This is a genomic window from Pseudoalteromonas sp. NEC-BIFX-2020_015, from assembly GCF_012952265.1.
Taxonomy (GTDB): domain Bacteria; phylum Pseudomonadota; class Gammaproteobacteria; order Enterobacterales; family Alteromonadaceae; genus Pseudoalteromonas; species Pseudoalteromonas neustonica.
Window position 1 is genome coordinate 50,034 of record NZ_JABCJL010000004.1, and the last position, 18,342, is coordinate 68,375.

Below are 18,342 nucleotides of genomic sequence, written 5' to 3' on the forward strand. Positions count from 1 at the left end.
GCCTTATAGTGTCAGTACCATGTTTATACTGCCTTCTTCAAAATCACGGGTTATCTTAAAACCAAGTTTACGAGCAAGCTCGATCATGCCGGTATTTTCAGGCAGCGTGATCCCTTCTATAAATTGCACCCCTTGGCTTTGGCAATAACCAATCGCAGCACGCATAAGCATTCCTCCTAATCCGAGTCCTTGGCAATTAGATCGCACTACAATCGCAAACTCAGCATGAACTTTATCAGGATCCATTAAAACACGAGATACACCTAAAGTAAGGTGTTCGCGCGATTGCTCTTGAGTGACGATAAAGGCCATTTCACGGTCATAATCAATCTGCGTCATTTTAGCGAGTTGGTCATGATTAAATTGTGGCAGTTCTCCAAAAAAGCGTTTATAACGATCTTCTTTACTCAATGATTGATCAAATGCCTGATGGGCTTGCTCATCTTCAGGTTTGATAGGTCGTAATATGGCGGCGCTACCATTTTTTAATGTGACATGTTCAACTAGTTCAATAGGGTAAGGGCGGATAGAGAGTCGTTTACGGTGCGACTGTATTTTATAACGATTCAAAGTCATGGTTGCATCAAGGACTAAAAATTGCCCGTTACTGGCTAAAATAGGGTTTAACTCAACAGAAGTGATGTCAGGTTGATCAATAACTAACTGAGAAATACGCGTTAAAAGTGCGCATAAGCGATATTTGTCAACCTTCTCTGGCAGAATGCGATCTTTAAGCACACCTTTATCATGTGCCGCAGCAATTAAATATTTTGCTAAGTTCATATTTAATGGTGGCAGGGCGACCGCTGCTTGAGCAAATTCTAAGCCTGTGCCTGCTTCACCAAGAAGTATAACAGGACCAAAGTTAGGTTCAGTTTTTACGGCAATTCGCAGTTCATTCGCGCCAGCTCTCGGTGCCATTTTTTGTAACGAGAAACCTTCAATAATTGCATCGGGGTAGGTGTTTCGTATTCTTAATAACATCGCAAATGCGGTTTGCTCTACCTCTTGAGCATCATTTAAATTCAGCACCACACCACCGACTTCTGATTTAGAGGGAATGCTTGGACTAATTAATTTAAGGGCGACAGGAAAACCTAATTCAATTGCTTGCTCTTTGGCTTCTGTGGGGGTGTAAGCCACTTCAGTTTGAATACATTCAACGCCATAATGAGTCAATATTTGACTTGCCTGATGAGTTGATAAATAGCTTTGCTGCTCTTCTAAAAACTCATTGACGGTTTCTTTAGCTGCTTGCTTATTTATTTTCGCATCGTCCGTATTTGACTCAGGTGTTTGCGTTAAATGCTTTTGGTTACGACGATAGCTCACTAAATGCATAAAGGCTCTGACAGCGCCCTCTGGGGTACGATAGGTTGGAATGCTATTGTTACTACATAAACGCCTAGCAGCATAAGCAGCATCTTCGCCCATAAAGTTGGTGATCACATAAGGGCGCGCCATTGGCGGGAGTTTGTTAAGAGTCTGCGCAATAATATGCGCATAGTCTTCACTGGGTGCCAGTGCCGATGGTGTATGAATGATTAATAGGTTTTTCACTTCTTTAGCGTGTAGTAATATTTCTAATGCTTGTTGATAGCGTGCGGGGGCTGAGTCACCAAAAATATCAACTGGATTTGAAGTCATATCTGATTGTGGAATGACTTTATTAAGCGCGGCGCGTGTCTCCTCGCTCAGTTGTGTGAGCTTTCCTGAGCTTTGTAATAGGCTATCAACAGCCATTACACCAGGGCCGCCGCCATTAGTTAAAATGGTCAGCTGTTCAACTTTTAATAATTTAGGGTGCATGGCGAGAGTTTGTGTTGCTGCAAATAACTCGGTTAAATCATTAACTCTTAACATGCCGGCACGTTGAAATAGTGCATCATACACGGCATCAGAACTTTGTTGTCCGCCGGTGTGTATTTCAGCCGCGAGTGCACCTGCGGCTGTTTTTCCCGTTTTAATCGCTATAACGGGTTTGCTAAATGCCGCAGCCCGCGCAGCGGAAATAAAGCTGCGGATATTCTCAATGTTATCAATATAAAGTAAAATAGCTTTGGTTTTGGCGTCCCGTCCTAAAAAATCCAGCAGCTCTGCAAAATCAATATCAAGGCAGTCACCTACGGATACAAAATATGAAAATCCAATTTCTTTATGCTTAGCCCAATCTAAAATAGTTGAGCATACAGCGGCTGATTGAGAAATAAACGCCAGTTTACCTGGGCTTGCTACTGTGTGTGAGAAACTCGCGTTAAGCCCCAAGTGAGGAATAAGCAAACCGAGGCAATTAGGGCCAAGTAAAGAAACGCCAGCGGTAAGTGCCGCTTGTTGCAGAGACTCTTTTTGTTCTTTATTTAAGCCCGCAGCAATAACAATGGCATTTTTACATCCTAGCTCACCTAACTCATTAATAATATTTATTAAAGTGTTCTTGTTGGTACAAATAACCGCAAGGTCAGGTATTTTTGGTAAGTCAGTTATGGATGGATAAGCAAGCACACCATGCACTGCAGAGTGTGACGGGCTAACGGGCATTATCGGCCCTTTAAAGCCACCTTGTAATAAATTTCGCATTACAACAAACCCAGCACGGGTTTGATTGTTTGAAGCACCAATAACGGCTACGGAGGTTGGATTAAAAAACTGACTAATGCGCTTTACACTCATTGCTTTTCCTTTGCTGTACAGGACGAGTTAAGTTTAGATACTTACACTCTAATATCCCAATCTATACTCATTAATGTAACCTGTTTATCACGAAGTTTCGAGTGGCAATGAGTCTTAGCTAGATCTATATCAAGGAGTTATAAATGAATAAATCACAAAGCAACAGTTTGACTGTGGCTGCTGCAGTATTAGCCGTTGGGTTATTAGGTTTGGGCTTGATCTTAAAAAGTGCTGCAATTGATGTAAAAAATATGGAGCGTACTGTCACAGTGAAAGGGCTTGCAGAAATAGAAGTGGCAGCGGATACGGTAATTTGGCCATTGCAATTTAGTGATGCTGACAACGACCTTGAAAAGTTAGTAGCGCGCATTGAGCAAAAAAATGATGCTGTTATTGCTTTTTTAAAGCTACATGGCTTTGATGATGACGAAATTAGTCGAGGCGCGCAATCAATTGTAGATAAACAAGCAAGAGAATATGGCGCTGAAAACCAGCAATTTAGATATATAGCACGCGCGAGTGTAACCGTTTATTCATCGCAGCCAGATAAAGTTAAAAATGCTTTAGCGAAAGTAGGGCAATTGGCTAAGCAAGGGATTGCCATTGTGCAAGATAGTTATGACACACGTATTGAATATTTATTTACGGGGTTAAACGATGTTAAACCTGCCATGGTGCAAGAGGCGACTGAAAAAGCGCGTGAAGTTGCGATTAAATTTGCTAAAGATTCGCAATCAAAGTTAGGTAAAATTAAAACAGCACGCCAAGGTCAGTTTAGTATTTCGAACAGAGATTCAAATACGCCACAACTTAAAAAGATCCGCGTTGTAACAAGTGTTGAATATTATTTATCTGACTGATTTACCGCGCGTGTGGCGGTTAGGGCGCGTTGATCTTTCGTGATTGATTTTGCAGCCGTATGTTTTTTATTTAGGCAAAGCAGCGCCTATGATGTGTGGTTATTCCCCATAAATAGGCGATAAGGCAGTATAAATTCCAAACATGCGCTGTCCAAAGGGTTCTCCTAGATTGAACAAATTTCAATCCGCAAAGATCAACACGCCCTAATATGAAATGGCAATGTGAACACTTGAAGGCGTTATTTGAATTAACATTAGGTGTTCACGCTCGCTCATTTTTATTAATGTTGTGAAGGTAAGTTTCTATCTTGTCTGTCTTACAACGCAGGTAAGCGCTTGCTAACAATACCGTGTATTCATTAAGTGTGTGGCTCGAAAGAGTGTTTTTTAGGTTGATCAGCGCCTTTAAAAATGCAGCCGTATTGATGTCTTCATGCTGTTTAAACTGAGCTTCCATCAGAGCCAGTAGTGCGGAGAATTCGTGTTTTGGCAAACTAGTTTGCTCAATATTACACGTAATGTAACATGCAACAGGTGTTAGTCCGGCACTATTTGCCTGAGTAAGAGCTTGTAAAAGGCTTTCGTTACTTTCAAATAGCATTAATGATCGAACATAATTAAAGGGAAGTTTATTGGCATCACAGTGGCTAAATAAGGTGTGGATCACATTATTGTTAAGGTCATTCTGCAAGGCAAATCCACTGTTAAATTTAAGCCCAGGAGTGAAGAAACTCAATAGATCCGTGTGTTTAAATTCGCTAATTAAATCTTTAGGAAATGGGTGTTCTGTGAGTATGCGAGTCGCTACATTTTGCAAATAGCTGTACTTAACATCCATCCGTTGTGCACTTTGGTATAAATGTACCAGTTGCATGCTTTGTTGCTGTGACGATAGTGTTGGGAAGTCATCGACAACGGCTTGGAGTTGGTGGTGCTGTAACTGGTGGGTGAGCTGCTTTATGCATGTGTCCATTGGTAGTCCCTCATTATCGTTTATTCTATCCTAGCTGAAATCACTTACTGGTCAAGCTGTTAACGAGCTAAAATTTAGGTTTATGAACAACAAAAAGGCCGCAATTGCGGCCTTTAATATAGTAACTCATGTGTTGTTAAGCAGCTGATTTACTTGCTACCCATTGATCAACAAAGCTCTCAAGTACGTTAAGGGGTACTGCGCCATTTTTAAGTACGACATCATGGAATTGGCGAATATCAAACTTATCACCCAGTTTCACTTTCGCAGCCTCACGTAGCTCTAAAATCTTCAGCATGCCCACTTTATAAGCAGTTGCTTGAGAAGGCATGACCACATGGCGTTCTACCATTTTAACACCATCAGAGGTGGCGTTTGGTGTATTGTTTACGTAGTAATCAATACCTTGTTGACGAGTCCACTTCATTTCGTGAATACCAGTATCAACCACTAGGCGACATGCGCGCCATAGCTCCATTGCTAAACGGCCAAAGTCAGAATATGGGTCTTCATATAGGCCCATCTCTTTTGGTACAAACTCTGAGTATAAACCCCAGCCTTCAATGTATGCTGTGTAGCCACCAAACTTACGGAATTTAGGGACACCTTCAAGTTCTTGCGAAATTGCTATTTGCATGTGATGACCTGGAATACCCTCATGGTAGGCTAATGCTTCCATTTGGTAAGTTGGCATCGCTTCCATGTCATAAAGGTTTGCGTAGTAAATACCAGGGCGTGAGCCATCTGGTGCAGGTTGTTGGTAAAACGCTTTACCAGCTGCTTTTTCACGGAAAGCTTCAACCGCTTTTACTTTTAAATCCGCTTTTGGTTTAACAATGAATAGCTCGTCTAAACGCGTCTTCATGTTATCGATCATTGCTGTTGCTTCATCAAGATAACGCTGCTTACCTTCAGCTGTATTTGGATAATAAAATTGCTTGTCAGTTTTCATAAACTGCATAAACGCTTTTAAATCACCTTTGAAGCCCACTTTATCTTTAATTTCGCGCATTTCATCATGAATACGAGACACTTCAGCAAGACCAATAGTGTGGATTTCTTTTGCTGTTAAGTCGGTCGTTGTTGTACGTGCTAATGCGTTGTTGTAGAACGCTTCACCATCAGGAAATTTCCACGCACCATCGCGATCGTCAGCACGCTTTTCAAGCTGCGCTAAATAATTAATTAGCTTAGAGTAAGACGGTTTTATAGCCGACTTAAGCGCTTTTTCAGCGTCATTGATTAGGCTGTCTTTCTGTGCTTGATCAATTTCCAATGCCGTTACTTTACGTTTAAAGTCAGCAAGTAATGTTGAATCTTCGCCTTTTTCAAATGGCGCACCGAGAATGATGTTTTTGCTTGAATCAATCACGTGTGGAAACACAAACTTAGGTGCAATAATGCCTTTGCTAGCACGTGTTTCTAAATCTTTAATTAACTGATCGATAACCGTTGTTACGCCATTTAAGCGAGATATATACGCTTTTGCATCAGACACATCACCAATTTGGTGTTGGTTGATCATAAATGCTGGGATCATCGAGTGAACACCAAACATTTGGTTTACTGGGTAGTTATGGTAGCGCCATTTAAAATCAGCAATGTTATTTTCAAGATCTTGTTTTTTAAGATCATAGCTAACTTTGGTGCTGTCATCTAACAAATCACGATTAATTGCGTTTAACGCGACAAGATCGTCTTTGGTTTGTTGTAGGTCTTTTAGGGCACGTTCTTCGCTGCCATCATCCCATTTGTCGTAATCTTGTTTGATACCCATATAAGTTTGGTAAACCGGGCTGCTCATTACATCGCGGTTAAAGGTATCTTCGAAAAACGCATTGGCTTTTTCTATTTCGCTTTGTACAGGCTGTGCTTGTACGCTTGGTGTACTTTGTTGCTCAGGTGTTTGCTGGCAACCACCTAGCAGTGCAATACTCACTGCAGCGGCGATAAAGGTAAGTTTACGCATGTTTTCCCTTTTGTTGTTAGAAACCATTAAAGGTTGTTCGTTATTATTAGTGTGTAATTGTTCATTAAATTTGAACAAGTAATTACACAAACAATTCTAGCAGGTCATTTAAAAAACGATGACCTTTTTGGCTTACCTGCCAATGTGTGTCCATATCCACCAGTAGGCCTTTATTTATTGCTTGATTCAAGGCATCTGACTGGCTTTGTAGTGATAACTTTGTAAGCGCATGTAAATCATTTTTTGGGCAGGCTTCAAAAAGCCTAAAACGATTCATAAAAAACTCAAATGGTAAGTCGTCTTGTTCAACCGGCCATTGCTTAAATAAATAAGGTTTAGATAAATCCATATAACCACGCGGATGTTTTACCTTCATGGTTCGTGTAATAAGGCCGGAGGTTGCATCAGTAATTTTACCATGTGCGCCGCAGCCAATTCCTAAATAGTCGCCAAAACGCCAATAATTCAAGTTATGTTGGCATTGAAAGCCGGCTTTGGCATAGCCTGATATTTCATATTGTTGATAACCTGCCGCACTGAGTAGCGCTTGGCCTTGCTCTTGAATATCCCATAAAGTGTCATCAGGCGGTAAAGTTGGCGGCTTTGATGCAAATGCTGTATTTGCTTCAATGGTTAACTGATACCAAGAGATATGCGGCGGGTTAAGCGCAATGATTTTTTTCAAATCATCGAGTGCATCGTCAAGTGATTGCCCCGGTAAGCCATGCATTAAATCAAGGTTAAAACTGTTTAACCCCGCTTCGTGTGCTTGTGTTGCTGCATAGATGGCTTCGTCAGCACCGTGAATACGACCGAGTGCTTTTAACTTATCATTTTGCATGCTTTGCACGCCAATCGAAATACGATTAATGCCAGCGGCTACATATTCTTTAAAGCGGCCAGTTTCAACTGTACCCGGATTGGCTTCGAGGGTTATTTCGCAGTTATCACTTAAGCCTATTAAAGAATCAACGGCCTGCAATAAGTTAACGTATGCCTCACCTGTTAATAAGCTAGGTGTGCCGCCGCCAATAAATATGGAGTGAATTTTACGCCCTTGTACCAAGTGTAAATCAGCTTTTAAATCATCAATTAAATGCTGTACATACTCTTTTTCGGGGATTTCGCCTTTTTGACCATGGCTATTAAAATCACAGTATGGGCACTTTTGGACGCACCAAGGCACGTGCACATATAAGCTTAGTGGTGGCAAATTCACAGGCCGCCTTTGAGCTTAAGCTCGATAAGTAAATTTTGGAGCGCTTGACCACGGTGACTCACCGCGTTTTTTTGCTCTTTAGTCAATTGAGCGCTGGTGCAATGAAGCGCTGGTACATAAAAAACAGGGTCGTAGCCAAAGCCACCTTGGCCATCTTGCGTTAATGTAATTTGACCTTCCCAGCTTGCACTGCAAATGAGTGGCGTTGGGTCATCAGCGTGGCGCATTAATACTAAAACACACCAAAAGCGTGCAGTACGAATAGGGTTATCGCCAAGCTCTTTTAAAAGTTTGTTGATATTATCTTGATCGCTGGCACCGACACCCGCGAAGCGAGCGGAATACACACCAGGTGCGCCGTTTAGGCCATCAACTTCCAGCCCTGAATCATCAGCAATCGCGGGCAGGCCAGTTTCTTTAGCCGCATGACGCGCTTTAATTATCGCGTTTTCAACGAAGGTAGTGCCAGTCTCTGCAACATCACTGACGTGAAAGTCACTTTGCGGCACAACGTTTATTTCTAGTGGGCTTAGCATTTGTGCTAATTCTTTAACCTTTCCAGGGTTACCTGTGGCTAAAACTAAGGTTTTTGTCATGATTTAATCTACATAGAATTTTTGTTGAAACTGCAGCTTTTGAAATTGATTGCTTTGTTTAATTTCAATATCAAAACGCAAAATTTCTTCGTTGGTAAATTTCACTTGTGCAAGGTAGTAAACAGACTCACCTTCAATCACTTCTTTAAATGTGAGGGTTTGTTTATTGCCAAGTAAATTTTTAGCTGTGCCACTGAGAGTCGCAATTTGCGCTGTTTTATCTGCATTGTTTTTTAAAATTGAGATATTAACAATGCCTTTGTAGTTACTGCGCTGCAGATCATACGCTTTTGCAATTTGTGGTTGAATAAACATGGATGGGAATGCAATGTAGTGTACTTGCCAAGGGCCAAGTTCTTTATATTGAGCACCTTGTATTTGTTCGCTGTGAGCACTAAAGGTAATCCCCGCAAGTGCGAAGAATAAAATACTGGCTAGTTTTTTCATAAATGACTCTTAAAAAAAGAGGCCACAATGGCCTCATTTGGATATTTTTATCAGATGAATAGAAAGCTCATAATAAGCTTTTGCAAAAATTGCAATGCAATAAATAGTACTATGAAAGATAAATCGAACCCGCCTAAAGGAGGTATGACTTTTCTTATTGGATGAAGCATTGGTTCTGTTAATTGATGAAAAACAGCTTCCATTGGGTTATAACCTTGGCTTAACCAGCTAAGTATTGCTCTAATAATTAATACCGCATAGAGTAGAAAAAATGCATTATCTATTAAAGTGACAAACGAAAACTTAATTACAGAAGGAGCCTGCCAGATTCCATTGAAGAGAAGCATTAAAACACTTACCTTCGTTACAGCTATTAAAATGGCCAATAGCAAAGAAGCTATATCTAATCCCGCAAACCCAGGAATGATTTTACGTAAAGGGTTTACAGCAAATGATGATGCTTTTACAACAAACTGACTCAATGGATTGTAAAAGTCAGCTTTGGCTGTTTGTAACCAAAAGCGTAATAGAATGACCATTAAAAATAGGTCAAAGACTGTTTCTATTAGAAATTTAATAGCTTCCATATTTTTTACCTGATGACTAAGTGATAAGTTTAAAGTTCTTGTTCCATTTGCTCTGCGCGGGCAATACAAGCATCCATGGCATCAGCGACGGTACCTGTTAAACCTTGTGCTTTTAAATGTTCAACAGCAGCATGTGTGGTACCACCTTTAGATGTGACGTTAGCGCGCAGCTGAGAAATACTGATATCAGGTTGTGATACTGCCATTTCAGCAGCCCCTAGCGCGGTTTGCTGCACTAAGCGGCGTGCATCTTCATCGCTAAAGCCAAGCGCTTTGGCTTTTTCTTCGATGGCTTCCATAAATAAGAAAAAGTACGCTGGTGATGAACCGGTAACCGCAATGATATCGTTAATTTGAGACTCTTTTTCAACCCAAACCGCAATACCTGTACATTCAAATACTTGTTGTACAAAAGCATGCTCATCGGCCGTTTCACCGTCGCCAAATAAGCCAGACACACCACGACCAAGCAATGACGGTGTATTAGGCATACAGCGGATCATTTTAACGTCCTGACCTAACATTTCACGTAAGCGTTTAACTGTTAAGCCTGCGGCAACAGAAATAAATAGCTTATCGCTTAAGTCTACACCTGAATCTTGGAATGATTTGCATAAATCCCCCATCATTTGTGGTTTAACAGATAGGACAATCACGTCGGCATCACGAAGCGCTGCGTTATTATCTGAGGTGGTGTTCACCCCGAAATCCGCTGCTACCTTAGCGAGTTTTTCTTGGTTACGATTTGTTGCAATAATATTGGAGGCAGCAAATCCTTTTTTTACCATGCCACCAATGATGGCATAGCTCATGTTACCTGTGCCTATGAATGCGATTGTTTTATCTGACATATCTTAGTTATCACCTTAGCTTCGTTGGCCAAAAATATCCGTGCCGATGCGTACCATGGTTGAGCCTGCAGCTATTGCAGCTTCTACATCGCCACTCATCCCCATCGACAAGGTGTCTATATGAGGATATTGGGCCTTAAGTCTATCAAAGCAAGCACGTAATTGCTCAAAATATTGTATTTGTTGCTGTGGGTCGTCAGTTTTTGCTGGGATTGCCATTAGCCCACGCAGAACTAAATTGGGGCTGTCGTTAACGAACTGCGCTAATGCGGCTAGATCATCTGGGTGGCAACCTGATTTGGAGTCTTCCAAGCTTATATTTACTTGAATTAATACTTTAAGAGGGGCCTTATTTATCGGCCTTTGATCATTTAAACGTTTGGCTATTTTTTCACGATCAACACTTTGCACCCAGTCAAAGTTTTCGGCAACAGCGGCCGTTTTATTTGATTGAATAGGACCGATGAAATGCCAAACAATATCGCTATAATTTGCTAATTGGGTTATTTTATCGACAGCTTCTTGAACATAGGACTCACCAAACTCTCGGTGACCTTGTTGATAAGCCGCTAGAATGAAATCAGCAGGTTTTGTTTTGGATACTGCTAGTAAGCAGACATCATGCTCATTACGATGATATTTTTTTGTCGCTATGGCAATTCTAGCATAGGCGGATTTAAGTCGTTCTGCTATTGTAACCATATAATTATCAGTTAGTTGTGGAGTCATAAATGGATATTACCGAATTGTTGGCCTTTAGTGTGCAGCATAAAGCATCGGATTTACACTTATCATCAGGGGTTGCGCCAATGATCCGTGTCGATGGTGATGTGCGACGTATTAATATACCAGCACTGGAAGACAAAGATGTAAACAGCCTAGTTTACGACATTATGAACGATAATCAACGCAAGGACTATGAGCAAAACCTCGAAGTGGATTTTTCTTTTGAAGTCCCGAATCTTGCTCGTTTTCGTGTTAACGCATTTAATTCTAATCGTGGCCCTGCTGCTGTGTTTCGTACTATTCCAAGTGAAGTATTAACGCTTGATGACTTAGGCGCGCCAGATATTTTTAAAACTATTTCGGATAACCCACGTGGCTTAGTGTTGGTAACTGGTCCTACGGGGTCGGGTAAATCAACCACATTAGCGGCGATGGTTGATTATATTAATCGTAATAAGCATCACCATATTCTTACGATCGAAGATCCGATCGAATTTGTGCATGATAATAAGTTATGCTTAATAAATCAGCGTGAAGTTCACCGCGATACGCATAGCTTTTCGGCAGCTCTACGTAGTGCGCTGCGTGAAGACCCTGATGTAATTTTGGTTGGTGAGCTTCGAGACTTGGAAACAATTCGCTTGGCAATGACCGCAGCAGAAACTGGCCATTTAGTGTTTGGTACGTTGCATACCACATCAGCGCCAAAAACCATTGACCGTATTATCGATGTATTTCCTGGTGATGAAAAAGACATGGTACGTTCGATGCTTTCGGAATCATTGCGTGCGGTAATCTCGCAAACACTGCTTAAAAAAGTAGGAGGGGGGCGTGTTGCTGCGCACGAGATTATGATAGGTGTTCCAGCCATTCGTAATTTAATTAGAGAAGACAAGATTGCGCAGATGTATTCATCAATTCAAACAGGTGCATCGCACGGAATGCAAACCATGGATCAGTGTTTAATTAATTTAGTTAATCATGGTGTTGTTACTAATGCTGAAGCGCGTGTTAAAGCACAAGATAAAACAAACTTTGGCAGTTAGGCAAAGCGATAAGGAACTATAATGACACATTCTCTTAATTACTTTTTGCAGCTGATGATCGATAAACAAGGATCCGATTTATTTGTTTCAAGCCAGCTTCCTGTCAGTGCTAAAATTAATGGTGAACTCATTGCGTTAGGCGATGAAAAAATATCTGACGAAGAATCGCTTGCGTTCGTTGAATCAGCGATGAGTGACAAGCAAAAAGCAGAATTTCATAGCTCGAAAGAATGTAATTTTGCAATCGCGACAGAAGAAGGTCGCTTCAGGGTATCTGCTTTTTGGCAGCGGGATCGCGCTGGTATGGTTATTCGCCGAATCGTTACTCAAATCCCTGACGTAGCTGATTTAGGGCTACCTTCAACACTTACTGATGTGATAATGGCTAAACGTGGCTTAGTGTTGTTTGTAGGTGGCACAGGCACGGGTAAGTCTACCTCACTCGCTGCATTGCTTGGTTATCGTAATCGTAATCAACGTGGGCACATTCTTACAATAGAAGATCCGATTGAATTTGTGCATGAGCATCGTAAAAGCATTATCACTCAGCGAGAAGTGGGTCTTGATACAGAAAGCTTTGAATCAGCTTTAAAGAGCTCTTTACGCCAAGCACCTGACGTTATTTTAATTGGTGAAATACGTTCGCAAGAAACAATGGAATACGCATTAAGCTTTGCTGAAACAGGTCATTTGTGTGTTGCTACATTGCATGCAAACAATGCTAACCAAGCAATTGACCGTATTATGCACTTAGTGCCTAAAGAAAAACACGATAAGTTAAAATATGATCTGTCGTTAAATTTACGCGCCATTATTGCTCAGCAGCTAGTACCAACAGCTGATGGTAACTCGCGTGTAGCTGCAATTGAAATCTTATTAAATACGCCAATCATCGGCGAGTTAATTAAAAAAGGTGATATAGGCGGTATTAAAGAGGCGATGGCAAAAGCCAAGGATATGGGCATGCAAACCTTTGATCAAGCCTTGTTTGAACTTTATAAGCAACAGCGTATCAATTACGCTGATGCTTTGCATCACGCCGATTCACCAAATGATTTACGCTTGATGATTAAACTTAGAAATAACGAACAGCAAGGAGCTGGTTTTCTACAAGGTGTGACAATCGACGGGTTAGATCAAAAAGGTTCATAGTATGATCAATAACATTAAATGGTTATTCTTTACGGCACTTATATTTTTATTGAGTATGCCATTTAGTGTTAGTGCATTGCGCGATGATGTAGCGATTTCTGAAGCAATAAAGAACTTTAAAACTACGGATAATAACGTTGTAATTTATATTCGCGATGATGTCTATCATGATTACATGCGCTTTTTAAATGGTCGAAAAGTACAAGATGTCAATGATTTTAGTGGGCAATTTATTCGACGAGACGTTGTTGATATGATTATTGCTCAACAAGCTCTGTTACTTGGTGGATTTAATAAACAATTTAGTTATCAAATTGGCAAAGTTAACTTTAGAAACACTAAATTATTGGAGCAAGGTGAATTATTACTTAGTTTTGATAGTTACTGGAGTCAGGATGCTAATGCACTGAGTGATAAAGTGTTTATTAGCGATCCAGTGATACGCAAAGGGGAGTATTTTTCGGGGGTTTTTACATCACCAAGTAATCGTAAAGTATTTGAAATAAAACACCTATCTGATTTTAGTCAATTAACAAGTGTATCAACACCGCGTTGGCGTACTGATTGGGAGACTTTATCCGCTTTGCCTTTAAAAAGTTTAACGCGTGAAGATGAATGGTTAAGCCAAGTTAGAATGGTGTCAATGCAATGGATTGATTTTATGCTAATGTCACTAATGCCTGAAATAAATAATCACTACATACTTGAAAATATTAATTTAAAAGCCGTCCCCAAGGTGCTGATGTTACTAGATGATAGTCGCCATTATGTAGTTTCAAAACTTCATCCTGATGGCAAGCGGGCTTATAAATCACTTCAACAAGGCTTGCAATTATTACGTAAACAAGGGCTAATTGAAAAAGCTTATCGTCAAGCTGGTTTTATTCCAGATTTGACTGATAAGCTTATTATAAATTTACCCGTTAGCCATAAGCCTGCTCAAAGTAGCTCTCTAAAATAATAACCGCAGACATATTATCCACGTTACCTTTACCTAAGCTGCGGTAGCCGCCTTGTTCAAATAGGCGTGCTTTTGCATCAGCGGTCGTTAAACGCTCATCCTGAGTCTCTACAGGTAGTCCATAATGGTTATGCAAACGGTTAGCGAACTTTTTGGCTTTAAAAGTGACTTCTTGATTGGTTCCGTCCATATTTAACGGTAAACCAACGACAAGTAAATCAGGTTGCCACTCATCTACATGCTTTTTAATAAAGTCCCAATTTGGAATACCATCTTTGGCTTTAATTGCCGTCAGGCTCGTTGCAGTACCGGTTAGTTCTTGGCCGATAGCAACACCAATGCTGGTGGTGCCAAAATCAAAACCCATAACGGTACGTTCGCCTTTAGGTTTGAGTTGTTTTTTACTCATGTTGTCTCTATGAAATTAAAGCCCAAATAAGGGCTTGTTATGCGTGGCCTGCTTCAGAGCTTAGTTGGCTAATATCAAAGCCGAGCGTTGCAACAGCTTTTTCCCAGCGTTGTTCTATGGGAGTATTAAAAATAATATCAGGGTCAGCTTTTATAATTAGCCATGAGTTCTCAAGCAATTCTTTTTCAAGTTGTCCTTGTTCCCAGCCGGAGTAACCTAACGTAATAATAAACTGCTCTGGTGCGTCAGGAGTTGTCAGGCTTGCGAGCACGTCTTTTGATGTTGTGATCATTATATCGCTGCTGAGCTCTTGGCTTGCAGCATACCCAGGTGTGGGTGAGTGCAATACAAAACCACGATCGGTTTTTACAGGTCCGCCAGCAAAAACAGCAACGCTTGCAGCGTGTGTAGACTTATCGTTATCAATTTCAATTTTATCGAGTAAGTCCCCAACCGTTATATTAATAGGCTGGTTGATCACCAGCCCCATCGCCCCGTCTTCATTGTGCTCACAAATGTACGCAACAGCACGTTTAAAAAAAGGGTCTTGCATTGATGGCATAGCGATTAAAAAATGATTTTCTAATGATTGCATAACGATACCCCTTTAGTATGTTGAAAATTAAGTATGGCTCAGTTTTCTCTCTATCGCATCAAATAAGCGCCCTGTGATTGAAATATCATAGGCTGCTTCAATTTCTTTTACGCACGTAGGAGCAGTAACGTTTATTTCAGTTAACTTATCGCCAATAATATCTAAACCAACAAAAATAAGTCCTTTCGCTTTTAATGTTGGCGCAACTGCTTCGGCAATTTTGCGATCTGAGTCACTAATTGGGCGAGCTTCACCGCGGCCACCAACAGCTAAGTTACCACGTGTTTCACCATTTTGTGGGATACGAGCAAGGCAATATGGAATAACTTCACCATCGACTACAAGTACACGTTTATCACCTTGCTTAATTTCAGGAATATAATTTTGCGCCATTGCAAAGCGGCTACCGTGTTCTGTAAGTGTTTCGCAAATTACGCCAATGTTGGCATCATTTTCAGTCACGCGGAAAATAGATGCGCCACCCATACCATCTAAAGGCTTTAGAATAATGTCTTTATGCTCAGTCAAAAATGCACGAATTTGGTGCTTGCAACGTGTAACTAAAGTGTCAGGGGTATGCTCACTAAACCAGGCGGTGAATAACTTTTCGTTTGCATCACGTAGGCTTTGTGGCTTATTAATAATAAGAGTACCTTCAAGTTCAGCACGTTCTAAGATATAAGTTGCGTAAATGTATTCAGTATCAAATGGTGGATCTTTACGCATTAAAATAACATCTAAATCAGCTAGGGCAATAGTGGCCTTTTCTTCAAGCTCATACCAATGGTTTTCATCATCAAATACGGTTGCTTTAGCTGCGGTTGCATAGGCTTTGCCTTTACGTAATGAAAGATCGTTCATTTCCATGTAATAAATGTCATAACCACGGCTTTGGGCTTGCATCATCATTGCAAATCCGGTGTCTTTTTTGATGTTAAATCCGCTGATCGGATCTGAAATTATACCTAACTTAATTGCCATGTTCGCTTGCCTTACTGAATATGTTGCTATTGATATGAGGGTAGTTTTACTAATTTCAATTAGCTAAATCGCCAAATTGTAGCTGTAATGCACTTAAGACCGTTAAAGCGGCAGTTTCTGTTCGTAATACGCGAGGACCAATACGAATATCAACAAATTCTTGTTGTTTGGTTTGGGCTATTTCATCATCAGTAAAGCCACCTTCAGGGCCTACTAAAAAGCGTACGCCGCTACTAGGCACTGTAATTGTTTTAATGCTGTGCTCTGCGCGAGGGTGTAAAGTAAGTTTTATTTCGTTGCTACTTTGCACAAGCCAATCGCTAATATCAATAGGTGAGTGGATAGTGGTAATACGGTTACGGCCAGATTGCTCTGCAGCAGCAATGGCTATTTTTTGCCATTGTAAGTGTTTTTTTGCTAGTCGTTCAGGGCTTAATTTAACACCACAGCGCTGGCTAAAAATAGGGGTGATTTCAGTGATCCCTAACTCTACAGATTTTTGAATGGTAAAGTCCATTTTATCGCCTCGAGAAATTCCTTGGCCTAAATGTATGCTCAATGGTGACTCTACATCTTTGTCATGAAACTCTAGCGGCATTGCAACCACTGTTTTTTTACCCACTTCAATAAGCTCACAAAGGTATTCACCACCTAAGCCATTAAACAGCGATATACGCTCACCTACTTTCATGCGTAATACTCGACCAATGTGGCCTGCGGCATCGTCGTCTAAAGTAAGAGGAGTTGAAATAACTATGTCGCTTGCTTGATAAATATGAGGAACTCGCATGATGACCTTTAACAGAATGGGTTAATGGCGTTATGGTATGTAAGTCACCTCTTAGGTGCAAATATTTATTGCGGCGTGACTGTAATTAGTTATTTAGCTTTTCGTATAGTTTGGCTAAATCTTGAGGGGTTTCCGCTATTTCAGTTTGGCAAGAAAGGTGGTTGTTTTGTGCTTCGTCAGTGACGGGCTCAAAGTGGTAACCTCCTTCTTTTTCTGAGACTAAAAAACGAATTGAGTGTAACGAGTTAAATATAAATCGTTGCTTTTCATCGGCGAGCAAATAGTCAGTTTGGTTAAATAACACCCCTGCAATATCGTGATGCTCATGCAGATAACTGGCAAGTTCTGATACGCTAATTTCATTATTAAAATCGCAATAGCAATAGTCTTTGATTAGTTCATCAAACATCAGCTTTACTAAGTGACGAGTATTAGCACCTGCGATAACTAATGTGCTTGGGACCTTTGCGTTTGGTTTGGCAAAATAAGACTCAGTAAATTGCCGACTGAATTCACTATCGTTATCTATCAGTAGATAATTCTTTACTTCAAACGGCATAGGGCCCCACATATTTTGGAACTTTTCATGGCTAAATTGAAAACATACTTATTAGTAAATAGCCTATAGCGCTGAAAACAGCAAATTCAATACAAGCAATTCCAATGTTATCTTGATGATCAATTTCAAGTGCCGTATCAATATTTGGCAATGAAATAAATTTAATGATACTAGTTAGTAGATACAGTAATAACCACATAGTGCCGCAATGTAAAGCTAATGTGAATAAATTCTCTACCATTTTACCGCTATGAAACGTTGCACTTGCTAAACCTGCATAGACGGCTAAAGCAAGACCAATAGATTTACCCGCATAACGAATCCCAATTGATGTGTTTTCTAAATTAAAGTTACTTTGCAGCGATGCGCCTTGATTTGCGTGAGCAAAACGATATTCACGTATTTTGCTATCTAACGCAAAAATGCCCTGTAATAAAAAGAAGCTAACAAACACAATAAGTAAACTGCTATACCCTTGAGTATGTGACCAACTGTATAAGCCTAATGTGATAATACAATTAGCCAATAACATACCTGAATCAACCAAAGCAGCGCAGACGTTTTGTTTTAATATGGCTGCTTCTTCATTAAATCTATGGAGAATCCATTTTCGGTGAATTAAGTGCCCTAATTTAATAAACGCAAATAATAATACTACTAAAAAGACAACTTTTAATGGGTTGGATTGTGCTGCACTGAGGCTAATTTCATCGAATAAAAAAGCAATGGTTGTAATTACGACCGTAATTTCAGATGCAAAGCTGATCCCCATTGCAAAGTTGTCATGTTGGGCAAGCTCTTCTTTGAGCGCTTGTTTCGCTTTGAGCTGACTTACGATGCGCAGGAAAATAACGGTTAAACAAATAACGATAAAACTAATAGCAATCGCGAGTAAACTAGTGTTAGATAAAGACAAATATGACATGTAAAACCTTAGTTGGTTATTATTAT

At 40.4% G+C, this 18,342-nt stretch carries 19 protein-coding genes; 4 read left to right on the forward strand and 15 right to left on the reverse strand.

The window, feature by feature from the left end; translation table 11 throughout:
* Positions 1–3: 3 nt before the first annotated feature.
* Complete coding sequence (locus tag HH219_RS04300) at positions 4–2,670, reverse strand: bifunctional acetate--CoA ligase family protein/GNAT family N-acetyltransferase (RefSeq protein ID WP_169326738.1); 2,667 nt, start codon at positions 2,668–2,670, stop codon at positions 4–6.
* Between the two features lie 143 nt (positions 2,671–2,813).
* Here HH219_RS04300 and HH219_RS04305 point away from each other — a divergent pair, with 143 nt between their 5' ends.
* Positions 2,814–3,530, forward strand: a complete 717-nt coding sequence (locus tag HH219_RS04305) for an SIMPL domain-containing protein (protein WP_169326739.1) — start codon at positions 2,814–2,816, stop codon at positions 3,528–3,530.
* A gap of 262 nt (positions 3,531–3,792) precedes the next feature.
* Here the strand turns inward: HH219_RS04305 and HH219_RS04310 are convergent, their stop codons facing one another.
* The 8 genes from HH219_RS04310 to HH219_RS04345 all read right to left on the reverse strand — a co-directional run bounded on the left by HH219_RS04310 (position 3,793) and on the right by HH219_RS04345 (position 10,901).
* Positions 3,793–4,503 (reverse strand): hypothetical protein, encoded by a 711-nt coding sequence (locus HH219_RS04310; protein ID WP_169326740.1) that lies wholly within the window; start codon positions 4,501–4,503, stop codon positions 3,793–3,795.
* A gap of 136 nt (positions 4,504–4,639) precedes the next feature.
* On the reverse strand, positions 4,640–6,472 hold the full coding sequence (locus tag HH219_RS04315) for a DUF885 domain-containing protein (protein WP_169326741.1): 1,833 nt from the start codon (positions 6,470–6,472) through the stop codon (positions 4,640–4,642).
* A gap of 82 nt (positions 6,473–6,554) precedes the next feature.
* Positions 6,555–7,691 carry a radical SAM family heme chaperone HemW gene (hemW, locus tag HH219_RS04320; protein WP_054203136.1) on the reverse strand — a complete coding sequence of 379 codons (1,137 nt, stop codon included), beginning with the start codon at positions 7,689–7,691 and terminating at the stop codon, positions 6,555–6,557.
* Positions 7,688–8,287: an RdgB/HAM1 family non-canonical purine NTP pyrophosphatase gene (gene rdgB / locus HH219_RS04325; RefSeq protein WP_054203137.1), complete on the reverse strand. Its 600-nt coding sequence runs from the start codon at positions 8,285–8,287 to the stop codon at positions 7,688–7,690. The genes hemW and rdgB overlap by 4 nt, the downstream gene beginning before the upstream one ends.
* A 3-nt stretch (positions 8,288–8,290) precedes the next feature.
* A complete protein-coding gene (locus HH219_RS04330) occupies positions 8,291–8,734 on the reverse strand; it encodes a DUF4426 domain-containing protein (RefSeq protein ID WP_169326742.1) in 444 nt (147 codons plus the stop codon).
* A 50-nt stretch (positions 8,735–8,784) separates the two neighbouring features.
* The gene (locus HH219_RS04335; protein WP_169326743.1) at positions 8,785–9,321 is read right to left on the reverse strand and encodes a YggT family protein; all 537 of its coding nucleotides are present in this window, start codon (positions 9,319–9,321) and stop codon (positions 8,785–8,787) included.
* A 29-nt stretch (positions 9,322–9,350) separates the two neighbouring features.
* Positions 9,351–10,172, reverse strand: a complete 822-nt coding sequence (gene proC, locus HH219_RS04340) for a pyrroline-5-carboxylate reductase (protein WP_054203140.1) — start codon at positions 10,170–10,172, stop codon at positions 9,351–9,353.
* Between the two features lie 15 nt (positions 10,173–10,187).
* On the reverse strand, positions 10,188–10,901 hold the full coding sequence (locus HH219_RS04345) for a YggS family pyridoxal phosphate-dependent enzyme (RefSeq protein WP_054203141.1): 714 nt from the start codon (positions 10,899–10,901) through the stop codon (positions 10,188–10,190).
* A 2-nt stretch (positions 10,902–10,903) separates the two neighbouring features.
* Here HH219_RS04345 and HH219_RS04350 point away from each other — a divergent pair, with 2 nt between their 5' ends.
* The 3 genes from HH219_RS04350 to HH219_RS04360 are packed head-to-tail and all read left to right on the forward strand — an operon-like array spanning position 10,904 to position 14,057.
* On the forward strand, positions 10,904–11,944 hold the full coding sequence (locus HH219_RS04350) for a type IV pilus twitching motility protein PilT (protein ID WP_054203142.1): 1,041 nt from the start codon (positions 10,904–10,906) through the stop codon (positions 11,942–11,944).
* 21 nt (positions 11,945–11,965) lie between these two features.
* Complete coding sequence (locus HH219_RS04355; protein WP_054203143.1) at positions 11,966–13,096, forward strand: PilT/PilU family type 4a pilus ATPase; 1,131 nt, start codon at positions 11,966–11,968, stop codon at positions 13,094–13,096.
* A 1-nt stretch (position 13,097) separates the two neighbouring features.
* Positions 13,098–14,057 (forward strand): hypothetical protein, encoded by a 960-nt coding sequence (locus HH219_RS04360; RefSeq protein ID WP_249118449.1) that lies wholly within the window; start codon positions 13,098–13,100, stop codon positions 14,055–14,057.
* Here the strand turns inward: HH219_RS04360 and ruvX are convergent.
* From ruvX to HH219_RS04390, 6 genes are all read right to left on the reverse strand, one after another.
* Positions 14,020–14,466 carry a Holliday junction resolvase RuvX gene (gene ruvX / locus HH219_RS04365; RefSeq protein WP_054203144.1) on the reverse strand — a complete coding sequence of 149 codons (447 nt, stop codon included), beginning with the start codon at positions 14,464–14,466 and terminating at the stop codon, positions 14,020–14,022. The two genes, HH219_RS04360 and ruvX, sit on opposite strands and share 38 nt — an antisense overlap.
* 37 nt (positions 14,467–14,503) lie before the next feature.
* Positions 14,504–15,061, reverse strand: a complete 558-nt coding sequence (locus HH219_RS04370) for a YqgE/AlgH family protein (RefSeq protein ID WP_054203145.1) — start codon at positions 15,059–15,061, stop codon at positions 14,504–14,506.
* A gap of 27 nt (positions 15,062–15,088) precedes the next feature.
* A complete protein-coding gene (gshB, locus tag HH219_RS04375; protein ID WP_054203146.1) occupies positions 15,089–16,042 on the reverse strand; it encodes a glutathione synthase in 954 nt (317 codons plus the stop codon).
* A 55-nt stretch (positions 16,043–16,097) separates the two neighbouring features.
* Positions 16,098–16,832 (reverse strand): 16S rRNA (uracil(1498)-N(3))-methyltransferase, encoded by a 735-nt coding sequence (gene rsmE, locus HH219_RS04380; protein WP_169326744.1) that lies wholly within the window; start codon positions 16,830–16,832, stop codon positions 16,098–16,100.
* 85 nt (positions 16,833–16,917) lie between these two features.
* Positions 16,918–17,391 (reverse strand): hypothetical protein, encoded by a 474-nt coding sequence (locus tag HH219_RS04385; protein ID WP_054203194.1) that lies wholly within the window; start codon positions 17,389–17,391, stop codon positions 16,918–16,920.
* 31 nt (positions 17,392–17,422) lie between these two features.
* On the reverse strand, positions 17,423–18,316 hold the full coding sequence (locus HH219_RS04390) for a hypothetical protein (protein WP_054203148.1): 894 nt from the start codon (positions 18,314–18,316) through the stop codon (positions 17,423–17,425).
* Between the last annotated feature and the right edge of the window lie 26 nt (positions 18,317–18,342).